The sequence below is a fragment of the Chryseobacterium sp. RU33C genome, from assembly GCF_900156015.1.
Taxonomy (GTDB): domain Bacteria; phylum Bacteroidota; class Bacteroidia; order Flavobacteriales; family Weeksellaceae; genus Chryseobacterium; species Chryseobacterium candidae.
Window position 1 is genome coordinate 80,856 of record NZ_FTMT01000010.1, and the last position, 17,830, is coordinate 98,685.

16 protein-coding genes are annotated in these 17,830 nt (G+C 37.6%); 7 read left to right on the forward strand and 9 right to left on the reverse strand.

All coding sequences use genetic code 11. The annotated features are described in order from the left end of the window. Positions 1-8 precede the first annotated feature (8 nt). Genes BW946_RS10235 through BW946_RS10245 form a run of 3 tightly spaced genes read left to right on the forward strand, consistent with a single transcriptional unit; the run spans position 9 to position 2,041 of the window. Positions 9-1,184 carry a thioredoxin family protein gene (locus BW946_RS10235; protein ID WP_076596090.1) on the forward strand — a complete coding sequence of 392 codons (1,176 nt, stop codon included), beginning with the start codon at positions 9-11 and terminating at the stop codon, positions 1,182-1,184. 13 nt (positions 1,185-1,197) lie between these two features. Continuing rightward, positions 1,198-1,830 (forward strand): DUF3575 domain-containing protein, encoded by a 633-nt coding sequence (locus BW946_RS10240; RefSeq protein WP_076596091.1) that lies wholly within the window; start codon positions 1,198-1,200, stop codon positions 1,828-1,830. A gap of 4 nt (positions 1,831-1,834) precedes the next feature. Further along, positions 1,835-2,041: a hypothetical protein gene (locus BW946_RS10245; RefSeq protein WP_076596092.1), complete on the forward strand. Its 207-nt coding sequence runs from the start codon at positions 1,835-1,837 to the stop codon at positions 2,039-2,041. Here the strand turns inward: BW946_RS10245 and BW946_RS10250 are convergent, their stop codons facing one another. After that, a complete protein-coding gene (locus BW946_RS10250; RefSeq protein ID WP_076596160.1) occupies positions 2,042-3,253 on the reverse strand; it encodes an exo-beta-N-acetylmuramidase NamZ family protein in 1,212 nt (403 codons plus the stop codon). A gap of 4 nt (positions 3,254-3,257) precedes the next feature. Here BW946_RS10250 and BW946_RS10255 point away from each other — a divergent pair, with 4 nt between their 5' ends. Beyond that, entirely contained in the window at positions 3,258-4,487 is a 1,230-nt protein-coding gene (locus tag BW946_RS10255) for an ABC transporter permease (RefSeq protein WP_076596093.1), read from the forward strand. A gap of 146 nt (positions 4,488-4,633) precedes the next feature. Next, complete coding sequence (locus tag BW946_RS10260) at positions 4,634-5,626, forward strand: PLP-dependent cysteine synthase family protein (protein WP_076596094.1); 993 nt, start codon at positions 4,634-4,636, stop codon at positions 5,624-5,626. Between the two features lie 57 nt (positions 5,627-5,683). Here the strand turns inward: BW946_RS10260 and BW946_RS10265 are convergent, their stop codons facing one another. The 3 genes from BW946_RS10265 to BW946_RS10275 are packed head-to-tail and all read right to left on the reverse strand — an operon-like array spanning position 5,684 to position 7,475. After that, entirely contained in the window at positions 5,684-6,217 is a 534-nt protein-coding gene (locus tag BW946_RS10265; RefSeq protein ID WP_076596095.1) for a hypothetical protein, read from the reverse strand. A 37-nt stretch (positions 6,218-6,254) separates the two neighbouring features. Then, positions 6,255-6,557, reverse strand: coding sequence for a chaperone modulator CbpM (locus tag BW946_RS10270; protein ID WP_076596096.1), 303 nt, complete (start codon positions 6,555-6,557; stop codon positions 6,255-6,257). Between the two features lie 3 nt (positions 6,558-6,560). Beyond that, positions 6,561-7,475: a DnaJ C-terminal domain-containing protein gene (locus BW946_RS10275; protein WP_076596097.1), complete on the reverse strand. Its 915-nt coding sequence runs from the start codon at positions 7,473-7,475 to the stop codon at positions 6,561-6,563. A 93-nt stretch (positions 7,476-7,568) separates the two neighbouring features. Here BW946_RS10275 and BW946_RS10280 point away from each other — a divergent pair, with 93 nt between their 5' ends. Continuing rightward, on the forward strand, positions 7,569-8,768 hold the full coding sequence (locus tag BW946_RS10280; RefSeq protein WP_076596098.1) for a dicarboxylate/amino acid:cation symporter: 1,200 nt from the start codon (positions 7,569-7,571) through the stop codon (positions 8,766-8,768). 21 nt (positions 8,769-8,789) lie between these two features. Here the strand turns inward: BW946_RS10280 and BW946_RS10285 are convergent, their stop codons facing one another. The 3 genes from BW946_RS10285 to BW946_RS10295 form a co-directional block, all read right to left on the reverse strand. Next, entirely contained in the window at positions 8,790-9,173 is a 384-nt protein-coding gene (locus BW946_RS10285; protein WP_076596099.1) for a DUF779 domain-containing protein, read from the reverse strand. 89 nt (positions 9,174-9,262) lie between these two features. Further along, the gene (gene adhP / locus BW946_RS10290) at positions 9,263-10,297 is read right to left on the reverse strand and encodes an alcohol dehydrogenase AdhP (RefSeq protein ID WP_076596100.1); all 1,035 of its coding nucleotides are present in this window, start codon (positions 10,295-10,297) and stop codon (positions 9,263-9,265) included. 201 nt (positions 10,298-10,498) lie between these two features. Then, complete coding sequence (locus tag BW946_RS10295; protein WP_076596101.1) at positions 10,499-12,028, reverse strand: aldehyde dehydrogenase family protein; 1,530 nt, start codon at positions 12,026-12,028, stop codon at positions 10,499-10,501. Positions 12,029-12,211: 183 nt separating this feature from the next. On the opposite strand from BW946_RS10295, the gene BW946_RS10300 reads away from it, so the two are divergent. Next, the gene (locus tag BW946_RS10300) at positions 12,212-13,135 is read left to right on the forward strand and encodes an AraC family transcriptional regulator (protein WP_076596102.1); all 924 of its coding nucleotides are present in this window, start codon (positions 12,212-12,214) and stop codon (positions 13,133-13,135) included. Positions 13,136-13,198: 63 nt separating this feature from the next. Here the strand turns inward: BW946_RS10300 and BW946_RS10305 are convergent, their stop codons facing one another. Next, complete coding sequence (locus tag BW946_RS10305) at positions 13,199-14,659, reverse strand: RagB/SusD family nutrient uptake outer membrane protein (RefSeq protein ID WP_076596103.1); 1,461 nt, start codon at positions 14,657-14,659, stop codon at positions 13,199-13,201. Positions 14,660-14,673: 14 nt separating this feature from the next. Then, on the reverse strand, positions 14,674-17,469 hold the full coding sequence (locus BW946_RS10310) for a SusC/RagA family TonB-linked outer membrane protein (RefSeq protein WP_076596104.1): 2,796 nt from the start codon (positions 17,467-17,469) through the stop codon (positions 14,674-14,676). Positions 17,470-17,830: the final 361 nt, after the last annotated feature.

Consider the following 17,830-nt stretch of genomic DNA (forward strand, 5'->3'; position numbering starts at 1 on the left):
ATTTGAAAATGAAGAAGATCATCTCCGGGATATCTATTTTTTGTGCTATCGCGACCTCTGCTCAGGAAGCCATCCAGTTTCAGGAGCTTCCATACAAAGATATTATTGCAAAAGCCAAGAAAGAAAAGAAATTGGTTTTTATTGATGCCTATGCTTCCTGGTGTGGCCCATGTAAAATGATGGAGAAAAATGTTTTCACTCAGAAATCTGTGAGTGATTATTACAACACCAACTTCATTAATGCAAGATTTGACATGGAAAAAGGAGAAGGCAGAGACATCGCTTCGAAATTCGGTGTACGCTCCTATCCTACTTATCTTTTCCTGAATGGAGAAGGAGAGCTTGTTTCCAGAAATACAGGGTACATGGAAGAAAGCCTGTTTGTGGCTATGGCCCAGGACATCAACTCACCCGGAAATAAAAAAGGATCGCTGAAAGATCGTTTTGCCGGTGGTGAAAAAGATCCGGAATTTCTGATCAACATCATGAAACTTAATGCCAACTCAGATTATGAATTTGCAAAAAAAGCTTCAGAAAGATACTTCCAGAACAAAAAGAAAACCGAAGAACTGACAAAAGATGAAATTGGATTTCTTCTTTACTTCGTAAAATCATCGGAAGATACCAACTACAATGTCTTTGCGTCCAGAAAAGCAGAGATTATTAAATATCTTCCTGAAGAAACTTACAATGAATTTGATGCCCAGTTGAAGTTAGGAAAAATAGTAGAACAGTCTATTGATGATAAAAATAAAAAAATCAACGATGACTATTTCATGAAAGCTGCCGAACCATTGGTAGGAAAAGAAGCTGCTGTTAAAAAACTGAATCAGACGAAGCTCAGCTATTATGAACAGAACAGTAATTTTCCTGAATACGAAAAAGCAGCTTTAGAATATTATAAAAATTCTGATGCCTTTGATCCGAATGAGCTCCTGAGAGCAGCCTGGATCTTCGCCGATCATGTGAAAACCCCATCTTCCTTAAAGAAAGCTACCGAGTGGGCAGAAAAATCTGTTATGAGAAGTGAAACTTCAGAAAACACTTATATTCTTGCCAGACTCTATCACCTTACAGGAAACAAAGAAATGGCAAAAAACTATGCTGAAATGTCTAAAAACATGGCTGTTCAGAGCAATAAGGATTCTCAACTGGCAGATGAATTATTAAAGCAAATAAAATAAACATTACATATAGATGAAATATAAATTATTAGCAGCAGGCATTTTAGCTTTCCTGTCGTTGGGTACGTTGAGTGCTCAGGAACAGGAACAAGGAGGACAGGAGAACGGTTTATACATAAAAGGGAATGCTTTATTTGCTCCGATAGGTATTTTAAATCTGGGAATAGAAAAACAGATCAGTCCAAAATATACCCTTCAGGGAGATGTTTTTATTTCACCATGGAAGTCTTTCGCAGGACATAAACTACAGTTTTACTCAGTATCTGCAGAAGGAAGATACTACTTTACTGAAGCTTTCAAACATTGGTATATAGGTGCAAACGTAGCTTTTGCAGCTTACAATGCCTCAAAATGGAACTATTGGAATGACGATACAAGTGAAAACTGGAACGGCGAAATTCTTGTTAATTCCAATCTTTACCAAAAAGGATTCTCTGTAATGTTGGGTGTTACAGCAGGATATCAGTTCCAATTGTCTGAACGATGGAATCTTGATCTGTATGCCACTGTAGGAACCTCGCAAGGATTTTATAAAGGGTATGACAAGTCTACGGGAAGACGCTATGATTCTGCTGAGAAATTTAATAAAAGTGGTGAAATTATTCCGTACAGAGGAGGTGTCATGATTTCCTATAAATTAAAATAATACAATGAAGCTATTCGGAAAAAATCATATTATCATTTCAGTGATCACTTTTGTGATTCTTTTTTTAATGAATTATATCGGGAATGATCTTCCTGATAAATTACAAAGAGCATTAATGACTGCCTTTGCCGGAGTTGTCGGGCTTACTGTGGGACTTTTTATATTAAATAAGGGCAGAAATGATAAAAATCCGCCCCAGAATTTTGATTAATTAATTTTCATATATCACATATCGGGTTCTGATCTTTTCGAAACTTTCCAGATCTTTTTTCCATGAAACTTTAATTTCCTGAATTGATTTTCCTGCGATGATCTGTTTTCTCAATTCATCAGTTCCGGATAAAGTATCAAACCAAAAATTTTTCCCGGAAGCAGGCTTTAGGAAAAAGTCTAGTTCAGAATTTTTATAATTCTGATACGCTTTGATGACCCACTCAAGATTCAATTCTCGTAGATCTTTAGGATAACTGGAAAGGTTTTCACCATAACACAGCTTGCCGTTCAGAAAGGGATCTTTAGCCCCATAACTCGGTTTTGGAGTAAACTGATAAGGCAAATTTTCCGTCCATGGAGACCCATAAATCTGAAAAGGAAAATCTGTTCCTCTTCCTACAGAAACCTGAGTGCCTTCAAAAAAACAAAGGCTTGGATATAAATTGATGGCTTTATCATTGGGTAAATTAGGTGAAGGTTTATCAAGCATAGGATAACGCTGCTTTTTATGATAATTTTTCATCGGAACAAGCGTATATTGAGCCTGAACTCCATTTTTCAGCCATTTTTCACCATTAACCATCTTTCCGTACTCTCCTATTGTCAGCCCATAGACTACAGGAACTTCGTGTAGTCCAACAAAACTGGTCCATTTTTTTCTCAATACAGGTCCGTCAGTATATCCGTCATGGGGATTGGGACGATCCAAAACCATGATCTCCACATTATTTTCAGCACCTGCTTCCATCAGGTAAGACAAAGTTGAAATATAAGTGTAGAACCTCACGCCGACATCCTGAATATCAAAAACAACAATGTCAATTCCGGATAGTTGTTCCGGTTTTGGCTTTTTATTATTACCATATAGAGAAACAATAGGAATTCCTGTTTTCACATCTACTCCGTTTTTTACCTTTGCACCTGCATCAGCATCTCCTCTGAAACCATGTTCCGGAGCAAAAATAGACTTGATTTTAATCCCGTTTTTTACCAGAAAATCAACCAGGTGGGTTTTATCACTCATTAAACCTGTCTGATTGGTCACCACTCCTATCGTTTTATTTTTTAACAGTGGCAGGTAGATTTCAGGCTGGTCGGCACCCGTTTTAAAATCCGGTTGAACTTGAGTCTGAGAATAATATTGATTGAATACTCCTAAAAAAATTAGGCAAATCAGAAGTAAATTTTTAATTTTGAAATCTAAATTCATAAGCTTGAAGTTTCCTTTATATTTCTCCAGAAAAATAGCATTTTCCAAAGATAACAAAAATAACCTTTCAAGGGTTATCATCTTCATTGGCAGACTTTCCGTAGCGTTAGGAATAATTGTTTCCTTAATTACCGTAGCCACCGGTTTTGGTTCCAAAAAAGCGATCAAAGAGAGACTGGCTGATTTCAGCGGACATATTACCGTAAGATCCACCCGTTCGAATTCTTCATACAATACTTCTGTACTGGATAATCAGGGACTGAATATTTCCAAAATAAAAGAGCTTCCCGATGTGGAAAGCACTCAAAAATATGTTACGGTTACCGGAATTATGCGTAATGAGCATAATTTTGCCGGAATTATATTTAAAGGAATAGGAAAAGATTTTGACAGTTTAAGATTTAAAAAATTTCTTATTGCCGGAACAACCCCAAAAGTAACAGAAAATGGCTTCAACAATGACGTTGCCATTTCTCAGAAAGTTGCCAAAGACCTCCATCTTAAACTGAATGACAGCATTGTTACTGTATTTTTAAAAGCAGATCAAAAACCAATTTACCGTAAATTCAGGATTATTGGTATCTATAGAACAGACATTAAGCTGATTGACGAACAGTTTGTTATTGGCAGTATTAACCATGCCAGAAAAATTCAGGATATGAAGCCTGATGAAATTGGCGGAATTGATATCTTCCTTAAAAATGTAAACGACATTGATAAAGATTTTCCTGATATTGAAAAACTGATCGGTTACAAAAATTATGCAGAAAAAGCAACAGAAAAATTCCCGCAGATTACAGACTGGATCAGCATTTTTGACACCAATATAGCACTGATCATCATCATCATGCTGATTGTAGTAGTCATCAATATCATTATGGTTCTTCTGATCCTTATTATCGAAAGAACCAATTCTATTGGTCTTCTGAAAACATTGGGAGCAAGCAATTCACAGATAAGGGCAACTTTCATCAATTATACCCTGATTATTATGATTCCGGGACTTTTGTATGGAAATGCCATAGGATTGGGATTGATTTTAATCCAGAAATTCTTTGGAATCATTAAACTTAATCCTGAAAATTACTATGTAAGTACAGTTCCGGTAGATCTTAATCCAATTGCCATTATTTCTATCTCAGTAGGAATTCTTATTATCTCAGGACTGGCTCTGATTATTCCGAGCTACCTGATCAGTAAGATTTCTCCGGTGAAAGCGATTAAGTACAACTAACAGGATAATTGATAATTGATAATTGATAATTGAAAGTTATTAACTGTAATTCAATTAGTTTAAGTGTTATTCACAACTTATCCACACGTTATCCACAGTGCAGATAATTTTAAAAGCCTTATCTTTGCGCCGCTTATAGAACATTTATGAAATACGCAAAAAATATCCTTGAAACGATAGGTAACACACCGCTGGTAAAGCTTAACAAAGTATTAGGTGAAGATTTTCCGGCATTAGTATTAGCAAAAGTAGAGACCTTCAATCCCGGAAACTCAGTAAAGGACAGAATGGCTCTTAAGATGATAGAAGATGCTGAAAAAGACGGCAGATTAAAACCTGGAGGAACGATTATCGAAGGAACTTCCGGAAATACAGGAATGGGACTGGCACTGGCGGCCATCATCAAAGGGTACAAATGTATCTTTGTAACCAATTCAAAACAGTCTAAAGAAAAATGTGATATTCTTCGTGCTGTAGGGGCTGAAGTAATTGTTTGTCCTACTGACGTAAAACCTACCGATCCGCGTTCTTATTATTCAGTTTCCAAAAGACTGGCAAAAGAAACAGAAAACGGATGGTATGTGAACCAATACGACAATTTATCCAACAGAGCAGCTCATTATGAGTCTACCGCTCCGGAAATCTGGGAACAGACTGAAGGAAAGCTGACTCATTTTGTGGCAGGAGCCGGAACAGGAGGTACAATTACGGGATGTGGAACATTTTTCAAAGAAAAAAATTCAGACATCAAAGTAATCGGAGTGGATACTTATGGTTCTATTCTGAAGGAATTCCACGAAACAGGGGAACTACATTACGACCACGCATATACATACATTACAGAAGGAATCGGGGAAGATATCATTCCTGAAAACTATGATATGTCTGTGATTGATCACTTTGAAAAAGTAACGGATAAAGATGGAGCTGTCTATGCCAGAAAACTGGCTAAAGAAGAAGGTATTTTCTGCGGATATTCTGCAGGAAGCGCTATTGCATCATTGATCCAAATGAAAGATCAGTTCACTAAAGATGATGTCATTGTTGTGTTACTTCACGACCATGGTTCAAGATATGTAGGGAAAATCTACAATGACGAGTGGATGAAGGAAATGGGCTGGCTGGAAGAAAGCAAATAAGCTAATTTGTAAATAATAAAAAAACGGAGCAAAATTATTTTGCTCCGTTTTTTGTTTTTATTGATCGATTTTCACTTTATCTTTTAGTGTATTCTTGAGAAAACTGTACTCTTTTTCACTCATCGCCTTTCTGGGAAACATATAGCTGTATTTTCCTTCAAGAGAAATAAACTCGTTATTGCTTTCAGTATATTCAAAATCTTTCCATTCGCTGGTTTCTTTTTCACCATCAATATTCACTGTGAAAAAGTTATTATCAAATCTTATTTCGTATAGTTTACATCTTTCAAGCGTACTCAGATAATGATTCACCTGCTTTTTCCATCTTGACACTTTATTAACGCTTACAGACAAAAAAACAGCACAAAGCAAAAATATAAAGCTTAAAAAGTATAAAATTCCCACACTTTCTTTACTTAAAAGATCTTTGAAAAGAAAAACAACGAAAACAATTACCGCTGCTGCAATGGTGGCAATAGTTTTACCTTTTGTAGTGGGTGAAAAAAGCAGACTTCCCTGATTACCGCTAAAATAAATATCTTCAAAAATTTTTCTGTCTGGTTTTAGTGTAATCACCTTTTCTTCATTCATAATTATAGAGTTGGCTTTAAAAAGCTACAAAACTAAACTAAATATCTTCATATTGATCACTTATGGCAGAAAGTTTATTCATCAGTTCTCTGTTTCTTCGGTTCAGAGCATCCAGTTTTTTCAGCATATTATGAATCACTTCAAGACCAGGCAGATTTATTTCAAGATCATAATGCCAGTTGGCAAATTTTTCCAGATTGGGCAAGTCTTCATACATCAGATAGTGAATATTGTTTTCAATCTGAATATTCAGCAAACCATAATCTACAAGCTCATCAAAAAAAGTGATTTCTATATTATAGATTTTTACGAGTTCTTCCCGTGATATTCTTTCACTCATAGCTTAGGAATTTTTTAGTTGTTCAAAAAGTTCTTTCTGCTTCTCGGTAAGGTTGGTTGGCAGTTTTACTTCATAGGTTACAAAAAGATCGCCGTGTTCTCCTTCTTTTTTATAGACAGGAAAACCTTTTCCTTTGAGTCTCACCGTCATTCCGGTTTGGGTTTCCGGTTTCACTTTAAGGTTCACACTTCCATTGAGAGTATGTACTTTTACTTCTCCGCCCAGAACCGCTGTATACAGATCAATAGTGACTTTGGTTTTCAGATCATCACCGATTCTTTCAAAATCCGGATCTGCCGGAATATTGAAGGTGATGTACAAATCTCCGTTTGGACCGCCATTTATACCGGGATTTCCATGCCCTTTTAACTTGATCTGCTGCCCGTCATACACCCCTGCAGGAATAGTGATTCTTACTTTTTTACCATTGATTTCAAAAGTTTGCGGATGAGTGGTTGCAGCATCTCTTAAATTGAGATTCAATTCGGCGGTTATATCCTGTCCTTTGAATTTACCGGAAGCCCTTCCTCTCGAACTTTTACCAAATCCGCCGCCTGCTCCGCCAAACATGTTCTGGAAGAAATCTGAAAAATCTTCCCCTTCACCAAAGTCTGCTCCGGAATATCCTCCGTTGTAACTCTGCTGTTGATACTGTCTTTGCTGCTGTTGCTGGGCTTTTTCGTATTCTTCGCCGTGTTTCCAGTGTTCGCCGTACTTGTCATATTTTGACCTGTTTTCCGGATTACTCAGCACTTCATTAGCTTCATTCAGTTCTTTGAATTTCTTTTCTGCTTCTTTGTCTCCGGGATTGAGATCGGGATGATGTTTTCGGGCCTGTTTCCGGTAGGCTTTTTTGATATCATCCTGTGTTGCGTTTTTATCTACGCCTAAAATTTTATAGTAATCTATATAAGCCATAGAAATGTAGTTTACTCAAATTTATGAATTTTAGGTCTGAAAATTGTATAACAGAATGTTAAAAATAAACCTATCTTTGATAAAAAGCCATACATGAAAGATGTATTGAAAAACTACTCCGGAATCATATTTTTACTTTTGGGAATCACTATTGGAAGCATCATAGGAATTGTTGCTCCCGGTTTTGTGGAATACATTAAACCTTTGGGAGATATTTTCCTTAATCTTCTTTTTGTGAGTGTAGTACCATTGGTATTTTTTGCTGTTTCCAATTCTATTGCTTCTTTGGAGCAACAGTCTAAATTCGGAAGAATTATTCTTGTAATGGCCTTTACTTTTTTATTCTTTATTCTTACTGCTGCCATTTTTACCATCTGTGCAGTATATCTTTTCCCTGTTTCCGGGGTCTCAGGAAGTTCTGAGATAATTGCAGAAGCAGCTAATGAAGACACATGGGGTAACCGGATTGTAAGTTTCTTTACCGTGGGAGAATTCACGGAGCTTTTCTCAAGAAGAAATATGCTGGCTCTTCTGGCATTTGCTTTTCTGACAGGATTTGCAGCCCGAAAAACAGGAGAAAAAGGGCAGCCTTTCAGGGTTTTTATTGCTTCGGGATATGAAGTGATGAAAGAACTTCTTCTATTGGTGATGAAACTTGCTCCTATAGGTTTAGGCGCTTACTTTGCTTATCAGGTCTCCACTTTAGGACCTCAGCTTTTTGGATTTTATGCTAAACCTTTAGGGTTATATTATATTGCGGGTGTTATTTATTTCCTGGTGTTTTTTTCTATCTATGCGTTCATGGCGAATGGGCAAAAAGGAGTCAAAAGTTTCTGGACGAATGCCATTTACCCAACTTTAACAGCCATAAGTACATGCAGCAGTTTTGCAACAATGCCTGCTAATTTACAAGCTGCTTCCAAAATCGGGATTCCGAATTCTATTGCCAATCTGGTGATTCCTATCGGGACCACGCTGCATAAAAACGGATCTTCCATGTCTTCAATCATCAAGATTTATGTAGCATTCTTAATCATTGGAAAGGACTTCTTTGATCCTGCCAACCTGCTTTTGGCATTGGGAATTACTGTATTTGTCAGCATTGTGGCTGGTGGTATTCCTAATGGTGGGTATATCGGAGAGATGCTGATGATCTCTGTTTATAAACTCCCTCAGGAAGCGATTCCTGCGGTGATGATCATCGGGACTTTGGTAGATCCTCTCGCTACCGTTCTGAATGCTGTAGGAGATATCGTTGCAGCGATGTTTGTCAACCGGTTTGTAAAAGTCTGAATTGTTTTTTGTTACACCCCACTATTCACTGCGCTTTATCGGTTCCAGATTTTCATATTCTTCCGGAGTGAAAAGTCTGTAGTGAACCTTAAATGTCTTTCCCAAAGGAGTTTCCAGCGAGAAACCTCCCGGTCCGAAACCATCCGTAACGTCGAGTGTAAAATGGGAATATTTCCAGTATTCAAAAAGGTCGCGGTCTATCCAGAACTCATGTCCATTAATAGTACCGATCATGGCATCGTTCATTCTGGGAAAGAAGCCTCCTTTTTCAAAGCATTGCGGCTGAGTTCCTTCACAGCATCCTCCTGCCTGATAAAACATCAGAGGGCCATATTGTTCTTCCAACCTGTTAATTACTTCAAGGGCTTGTTCTGTTGCGGAAAGTCTTGATATTTTTGTTTCCATTATTTTTATTTTAGCTTACAACACACCTTATGTTGATAAAAGATCCCGGTAAAATACATTCTAACCGGGATCAGCAACACATCATCAAATTAATTTGAGCCGGCAATATCCAAAACGATTCTGCCGTCAATTTGTCCTTTTTTCATTTTATCAAAAACATCATTGATGTCTTCCAGCTTTGCCGCAGTAACTGTAGCTTTTACCAATCCTTCATTGGCAAAATCCAATGCTTCCTGCAAATCTTTTCTTGTTCCTACAATGGAACCTCTTACTGTGATTCTTTTTAAAACCGTTTCAAAAATAGGAAGTTCGAAAGATCCGGGAGGGAGTCCATTGAGAGCAATTGTTCCTTTTCTTCTCAACACATCTATTCCCTGCTTGAAAGCAATTGGTGAAACTGCTGTAATCAATGCACCATGCATTCCGCCGACTTCTTTATGTAAATATTCTCCGGGATCTGTGTTTTTTGCATTGACTACAAGGTCTGCTCCTAATTTTTTCGCCAGCTCAAGCTTATCGTCGGCTACATCAATAGCGGCTACATGCATTCCCATTGCTTTAGCATACTGAACGGCTACATGTCCCAGTCCTCCGATTCCTGAAATGGCCACCCATTCTCCGGGTTTTGTTTCTGTTTCTTTCAATCCTTTGTAAACAGTTACTCCGGCACATAAAATTGGGGCAATCTCCAGAAAATTGACATCAGATTTCAAATGCCCCACATATCTTGAATCTGCAATAACGTATTCTGCAAATCCTCCATCTACACTGTATCCTCCGTTTTTCTGTGCTTCACAAAGGGTTTCCCATCCTGTGATACAATAATCGCAGCATCCACATGCACTGTACAGCCATGGAACTCCTACTGCATCTCCTTCTTTTACAAAAGCTTCCGGTCCGCAGGCTACTACAATACCTACTCCTTCATGTCCCGGAATAAGAGGCATTTTGGGCTTTGCAGGCCAGTCACCATCTACCGCATGTAAATCTGTGTGGCAAACTCCGCAGGCGATAACCTTGACAAGCACTTCATATCTTCCGGGTTCTCTTACAGGTACTTCTTCTATTTTCAAAGGTTGACCATAGCCCTGAACTACTGCCGCTTTCATTGTTTTTGGAATCATATTTTATTTTTGGAATTGAGTTATTTTGATTGATTAGTTTCATCTCTGAACAGATAAGTTCTTTGCGTGAGGGATAGGAAGGGCGGCGAGGAACGAGCCGGTGCGCAATGTAATGAAGCACCGAAACGAAGTGCAGCCCTGGATAGCCCGACCGTATTGCCCTGGATAAAGCCAAGGCAATCGGGCACGTCCTGAATAATATTAAAAGAAACCTAGCTTATTCTTGTTATAAGAAATCAGCATGTTTTTGGTTTGGCGGTAATGATCGAGCATCATTTTATGGTTTTCTCTTCCGATTCCTGATTGTTTGTACCCTCCAAAAGGTGCTCCGGCCGGATACGAGTGATATTGGTTCACCCATACTCTTCCTGCTTCAATCTGACGTGGGATATTGTACAGCTGGTGGGCATCTCTCGTCCAGACTCCTGCTCCAAGTCCATAGATGGTATCATTGGCAATTTTCACGGCTTCTTTTTCGTCTTTGAAAGTGGTAAACGCCAGCACCGGACCGAAAATCTCTTCCTGAAAAATTCTCATTCTGTTGTTTCCTTTGAAGATCGTAGGCTGAATGTAGTATCCGCCTTCAAGATCTTCACCTAGGTCGTTTACAGCTCCTCCTACAAGCACTTCTGCTCCTTCTTCTATTCCCAACTGAATGTAAGAGAGGATTTTATCTTTCTGAATCTGTGAAGCCTGCGCTCCCATCATCACGGTTTTATCCAGTGGATTTCCTACTTTGATGGCTTTTACTCTTTCGATGACTCTTTCGATAAAGGCATCTGCAATATCTTCCTGAACAAGGAGCCTTGAAGGACATGTACATATCTCTCCCTGATTCAGGGCAAAAAGAACCGCACCTTCAATTGCTTTGTCTAAGAATTCATCATCTGCGTCCATTACAGAATTGAAGAAAACGTTCGGGGATTTTCCTCCCAGTTCCAATGTTACCGGAATAATATTTTCTGTGGCATACTGCATAACCAGTCTTCCTGTAGCGGTAGAACCGGTAAATGCTGCTTTTGCTACTTTCGGATTGGTTACCAAAGCTCTTCCCAGCTCTGCCCCGAATCCGTTGACAATATTAATAACTCCTGCCGGTAAAAGGTCACCAATCAATTCCATTAAAACCATAATGGAAACAGGAGTGCTTTCTGCCGGTTTCAAAACGACGCAGTTTCCTGCTGCCAACGCGGGAGCCAGTTTCCATACTGCCATCAGGATCGGGAAGTTCCATGGAATGATCTGTGCAATGACTCCAAGAGGTTCGTGAACGATTAAGGAAACAGTATCTTTATCTAATTCGTTATGCGATCCTTCATCAGCACGGATCACTGAGGCGAAGTATCTGAAATGATCAATGGCTAAAGGCATATCTGCTGCCAGCGTTTCTCTCACTGCTTTTCCGTTATCTATTGTTTCTACTGTAGCAAGGTATTCTAAATTCTGTTCTATTTTGTCTGCAATCTTATTCAGGATAATGCTTCTTTCTGTGGGGGAAGTATTCTTCCATGTCTGAAATGCTTTTTCAGCTGCGTCTACCGCTAACTCCAAATCTTCTTTGGACGAGTGTGCTACCTGAGTAAATTTTTTTCCATCAACCGGGGAAACGACATCAAAATATTGTCCCTTAACAGGCGGAGTGAATTTTCCATCAATATAGTTATCGTATCTGTTTTTAAATTCCGGACGCTGTAAAAGTGTGGTTGATCTTGGTTCTGTAATAGTGCTCATATTAGTATTGTTTTTATTTTTTCGATAACGCCAAATTACACTGAGAAGCCCAAAAGAGTATAGCACAATCGTATTAAAAAAGTGGAAAATAGTGCAGGGGGTTCAATTTTAGTATTTTATTAACAGCAACATACTCTCAAATTTTCTATATTTGAGTTACCTCCGATTCAAAAAAATTTAGAAATGAATAACAATAGTAAGATTTTATTAAATACTCCTGAATTACGTAAGGAAAACCAACTATTGAGTCTTGTTGAAAACCAGACGAAATTCAATCTAAACAATTGTGAATTCAGCATTTATGAGACTCATAAAGCAGCTTTTGATGTAAAGCTTCATTTCGAGAACATTGCATTTACAGCGATGCTGAGAGGTAAAAAACATATGAAACTGGATAAGAAGACCAGTTATTTTGATTACTATCCGGGGGAAAGTATTCTGGTAGCACCGGGAGAAACAATGGTCATTGATTTTCCGGAAGCAGATGAAACGCCTACGCAATGTATTTCGTTGAGCCTTAATCCTGATTTTATTGAAGATTCTCTCAATTATCTCAATTATCATCTTCCTAAAGTGGATGAAACTTCGCAATGGAACATTCAGCTGGATGAGTATTTTCTGTTTAATAATAAAGCGCTGGCTTCGGCTACCAACAATATCATGAGAATTGCCATGGATGATAACTCACAAAAGGATATCATGGCCGATTTTGCTTTGAAAGAGCTTCTGATCAGGCTGATGCAGACCCAGGCAAGAGGCATGGTAGAAAAAAATATTGTTAAGAATAAATCCAGAATAGGTTTTGTGGTAGATTATATTAAAAGAAATCTGCACCAGAAATTGTCTATTGACAGTATCGCCAAACTGGCTTATGTAAGCAAGTCTAATTTCTTTAAAATGTTCAAAGATGAGCTGGGAACTTCCCCTAATGATTTTATTTTGCAGGAGCGAATTAACCGGGCAAAAGAATTGCTTGCCAGCCAGACCAGCATTAAGGAAACTGCTTTTCAGACAGGTTTTTCTGATACCAATTATTTCACAAGGGTATTTAAGCAGCTGGAAGGAGTGACTCCGAAAAGTTATCAGGACAGGATGCTTCTACGATAGCTTTACAACAAAAAAGAGTCCCATTTCCGGGACTCTTCTTAAAAAATATATTAAAATTAAATCTTAATATTTGTCATTCTGCTGGATATTCGGGTTTGCCTGAATAGCAGTAATAGGAATTGGCCACTGCCATTTGAAGCTTCCGGCTGCAAGAGTCTGCGCAACAGCAGGGGTACCTGTACCGTCAAAAAGATCTCCTTTACCTGATCTCTGAACAGGAAGGTTTAATCTCTTCAATGTATACCATCTGTCATTTTCAAATGCAAGCTCTAATCTTCTTTGTTTCAGGATCGCATCTAAAAGAGCCTGTCCTGTTTCTGTACCAGGAGTAAATACAGTATATCTTTCAGCTCTTAATTTATTTAAAAGAACTAAAGCCTGTGCTCCATTACCTGTTCTGTAATATGCTTCAGCAACGTTTAGTAATACTTCAGCTCCTCTTAAATATTTAATTGAAACAATATTAGCAGGCCCTCCGTTTCCTGAATATTTTGTTACATGATTATAGTTTTGTTTGCTATATACACTGGTAGTGAAATAAACAGGTTTTCTCACATCATTATCTGTATATGAGGTATACAGATCATAATCTACAACAAACTCTGATCTTAAGGCAGGGACTGATTGATTATATGCAACACCTACTGTATTTTGTTCTGATGCCGCATTTAACACCTGGAATAAAATTCCGTCCACATTCTTAGCATTATTTTCTTCTTTCCACAGAGAAGTAAAATTTTTCTTTTCAGTGATGCCTGGCGACATTCCTAATGCAAGCTCTCCATATTCTATAGTTTTAGCATAGTCTCCTTTGTATAGGTATACTCTTGATAACAATCCATAGATGGCAGCTTTGCTCAGTCTTCCTTTATCTGCATCATTTTGTGTAATATTATCAGCACCAAATAATAAATCAGCTATAATCTTATCATAAACCTGCTCAACAGTTAAATTTCTAGATCCTGTATTGTTAAGAGGCTCATATTTTTCAGCGTAATAAATCCCCACACTGGATTTTGCATCTGCAGATTGAGTCGGGATCTTAGAATACGCTCTTACAATATCAAAATGAGCTATTGCTCTTAATGCTCTTGCTTCAGCTTCCAAATTCGTTTTCTGTGTTCCGGATAATACACCATTGTTGATATATTTCAAAACAAAGTTAGCTCGGCTGATTACAAGATAGGCAGCACTATACAATCCTGTTGTTTGTGAATTATCTGATGAAAACTCGAAGTTTGATGCCGCAAAATTGGTATTTCTTCCTGTAGTTACACGAACAAGGTTATCTGTAGTAAGATCTCCCATGATAAGTTGATTCCCTGTATCACCAGTATAATACCCAGCTCCTTTAAGAGCTGTATAGGCTCCATCCATAGCCTGTCTGAAGGTTTCAGGTCTGGTCATTGCCTGCTCCTGATCTTCATTGATTGATGAAATTTGATCTAGATTTCTGTCGCAAGACGTTAACGTAACAAACATGGTTAACGCAGCTAAACTTATTTTTATTATATTCTTTTTCATAAAGCTATTCAATATTAAAATTCTAATTGCAGTCCTACCAAGATTGTTCTTACAGCAGGGTAAGTATAAAGGTTATATGCTCCTGGAACAAACAATGCTGTAGATTCACCGGATCCTACTGAAACCTCAGGTTCTCCGTGGAATTTAGTCACTGTAAATAAGTTTTGTCCCTGTACATATGCTCTAAGCTTATTAATTGGTGATCCTTCTCCAAGGAATGCTTTATCAAATGTATATCCTAATGTAAGTGATCTTAATCTTAAGTAATCTGATTTTTCAATCCACTGATCAGAATCACGCATACCGTTTGAGTCAACTTTCTGGAATACTCCTGTATCTCCAAGGTTTTGCCAAACCTGAGCAGCCGCCTGAGCCATATTTCTACCTGCAACAGCCAACGTTGGATCCACAGCAGCAGCATACATGTTGTTATAAGTATATCCACCTAGCTTAAATGCGAAATCAGCACTGAAATCAAGTCCTTTATATTGAACTGTAGTTCCGAATCCACCAAAACTTTTTGGGAATGGAGATTTATCGGTAAGAGGAACTGCATTGGAAGCACTGTAAACATCAGTAATATTTCCTGCTTTATCATAATATAATGCTTTTCCATTGCTTGGATCTACTCCGGCAAATCTAACATTATAGAATACATATGGAGTTTCTCCCACTTTAAGATAAGTATCTCCTAAATTTCTTTCCGACTGACCATCTGCTAACTTGTCAAGAACAGACTTCTGGAAAGAAATATTAGCATGTAGATTCCATTGGAAATCTTTCTGCTTGATTACATCTACACTCAATTCAACTTCAAGACCTTTTTGAGACATATCTCCTGCATTGATATACTGGTAGTATCCACCTTCCTGTTTATCCAAAGGCACAAGCTGTACGAAATCTTTTCTCTTGTTCTGATATACTTCTACGGATCCACGAACTCTTCTGTTCCACATTGTGAAATCAACCCCTAAGTTGGTAATCGCATTAGACTCCCATTTAAGATTGCTGTTCCCAATAATAAAATTACCTTGTGAAAGCGTACTAGGATATGAAGTACCGTTAGTACCATATAAACCGTAGCTGATATTATTGACATTATAGTAATCAGGCAAAGTACCATCGTTACCTGTTGTACCGTAAGATCCTCTAAGCTTTAAATCATTAATAAACCCACCTTTCATGAAGTCTTCCTTCGCAATATTCCAAGCTGCACTTGCAGACCAGAAAATACCACTTTGGTTATTGGCACCAAATCTTGATGAAGCATCTCTTCTCAATGATCCTGTTACCAAATATCTTCCTTCATAATCATAGTTTAGTAAACCTGCTAAACTGAATAAAGTATTTCTTACCTTAACTCCGGTAAATGTATTTCTGTCAGAAGGTGTTGTAATAGATGGAACATTAATTACAGGAGATTTCAATCCGTAAGCCCCACCATTCATTGTTTCGTTGTAGTTATCGTTATATTCGATAAATCCTAAGAAATCAAAGTTGTGGCCTCCATATGATTTTTTATAGTTAATGGAGTTATTCCAAGTGTAGTTAAATGTATAGAATGAATTTTTGTTCAATGAACCTGTAGGAACTTTGTTCACTGTGATATCCAGATTTGAACCTTTTTTCAACCACTGAGTTCCCATGTACCAATCAAAAAGTCCGTTAAAGTTTGTTTTAAACTTCAGACCATCGATAATTTTATATTCTGCGAATAAAGTAACCGGAATTCTCAGTCTCTGATCATCTAATCTATAGTTACGGATCTGCTCAACAACGTTAGAACCAGCTCTCATTGTCTGATTATAACTTCCATCCGCGTTATAAACCGGCTCATAGGGAGCATATTTATACATGGCTCCAAATGGGTTCTGCGTATTGTTTCTGTCTCTGAAATTCTGAGTTTCCTGATACTGAACACCTAGGTTAATCCCTACGTTTAGTTTTTCACTCAGTTTATTGGTAAATCCAAAGTTACCTGTATATCTCTTAAGTCCGTCGATATCTCTGATAATCCCGTTATCAGAATCATATCCTAAAGAGTAATAGAAAGTACTTTCTCTGGATCCTCCCTGTGCGCTGAATAAGTAAGATTGAATGCTTGAAGGCTTTAACAGATCTTTTTGCCAGTTGTGATCATAGGCAGCAAGTGCATCCATTTCTTGTTGAGTTCTTGGTTTAAATCCAAGGTACCCTAATTGATTCTGGAAATCCATCAACTCCCTGGAATTCATCATGGTGTAATTTTTGTCTCTCAGCTTTTCACTGAAACCAAACTTAGTTTCAAATGAATAGTGAGTTTTCCCAGCTTTTCCGGCTTTAGTAGTTACTACTACTACTCCATTTGCTCCTCTCGCACCATACTGTGCTGTCGCAGCAGCATCCTTAAGAATTGAAATAGACTCTACGTCTGCAGGGTTGATTGCACTGAACTGTCTTGCAGTCATATACATACCGTTTACTACATAAGTAGGCTCTGAAGAACCACCAACACCGGCAATACCTCTTACCTGAATGGTAGCAGCAGCACCTGGCTGCCCGGTAGTACTTTGTACAAATACCCCTGAAGCTCTACCCTGTAAAGAGTTACCAATAGATGTAGTAGGAGAGTTTCTTCTGATTTCGTCACCCCCAACAACAGCCTGAGCCTGGGTAATTTCATCTGCTTTTTTCTTCTGGTATCCAGTAACGATTACCTCATCGATCTTATTCTCCTTCAGAACAGAATCATTCTTAGATTTTTGTGCAAAAGCAGCTTGTCCTAAAAAAAACAAAGCTCCTGCACTTAATACATGTAACTTCACATTCATATTAACAGATTTTAATATATTCAAGCGACAAATATGTCGATAAATATCTATAACATCAATTCGTTGAATGCTGAAAACACGCTTCAAGAACGGAGAGATTCACATTCATCTTAAAAAAACGATAAAGAATCATTCTGAATATATTTAAAAAATTAACAAAAAATAAGTCAATTTATATATTAACAGAATTTTAATAAATTTTAAAATTTAAATCAATTTACATTGATTTTAAAAAAATGATTAAAAAAATAAACTTTAAACATCATTTATTAAGTAAAATTTACACTAAAATAATTTACCAATTTGAAGAAAATGGAGCAAAAAACAGCTTATTTTCTTAAATTTTATATAAAAAACAGTA

Coding starts and splice junctions, on each gene's coding strand:
- BW946_RS10260 (WP_076596094.1), top strand. CDS start 4,634: ATGAAATACGCAAAAAATATCCTTGAAACGATAGGTAACACACCGCTG.
- BW946_RS10310 (WP_076596104.1), bottom strand. CDS start 17,469: ATGAATGTGAAGTTACATGTATTAAGTGCAGGAGCTTTGTTTTTTTTA.
- BW946_RS10300 (WP_076596102.1), top strand. CDS start 12,212: ATGAATAACAATAGTAAGATTTTATTAAATACTCCTGAATTACGTAAG.
- BW946_RS10235 (WP_076596090.1), top strand. CDS start 9: ATGAAGAAGATCATCTCCGGGATATCTATTTTTTGTGCTATCGCGACC.
- BW946_RS10270 (WP_076596096.1), bottom strand. CDS start 6,557: ATGAGTGAAAGAATATCACGGGAAGAACTCGTAAAAATCTATAATATA.
- BW946_RS10305 (WP_076596103.1), bottom strand. CDS start 14,659: ATGAAAAAGAATATAATAAAAATAAGTTTAGCTGCGTTAACCATGTTT.
- BW946_RS10240 (WP_076596091.1), top strand. CDS start 1,198: ATGAAATATAAATTATTAGCAGCAGGCATTTTAGCTTTCCTGTCGTTG.
- BW946_RS10245 (WP_076596092.1), top strand. CDS start 1,835: ATGAAGCTATTCGGAAAAAATCATATTATCATTTCAGTGATCACTTTT.
- BW946_RS10275 (WP_076596097.1), bottom strand. CDS start 7,475: ATGGCTTATATAGATTACTATAAAATTTTAGGCGTAGATAAAAACGCA.
- BW946_RS10250 (WP_076596160.1), bottom strand. CDS start 3,253: ATGAATTTAGATTTCAAAATTAAAAATTTACTTCTGATTTGCCTAATT.
- BW946_RS10265 (WP_076596095.1), bottom strand. CDS start 6,217: ATGAATGAAGAAAAGGTGATTACACTAAAACCAGACAGAAAAATTTTT.
- BW946_RS10285 (WP_076596099.1), bottom strand. CDS start 9,173: ATGGAAACAAAAATATCAAGACTTTCCGCAACAGAACAAGCCCTTGAA.
- adhP (WP_076596100.1), bottom strand. CDS start 10,297: ATGATTCCAAAAACAATGAAAGCGGCAGTAGTTCAGGGCTATGGTCAA.
- BW946_RS10295 (WP_076596101.1), bottom strand. CDS start 12,028: ATGAGCACTATTACAGAACCAAGATCAACCACACTTTTACAGCGTCCG.
- BW946_RS10280 (WP_076596098.1), top strand. CDS start 7,569: ATGAAAGATGTATTGAAAAACTACTCCGGAATCATATTTTTACTTTTG.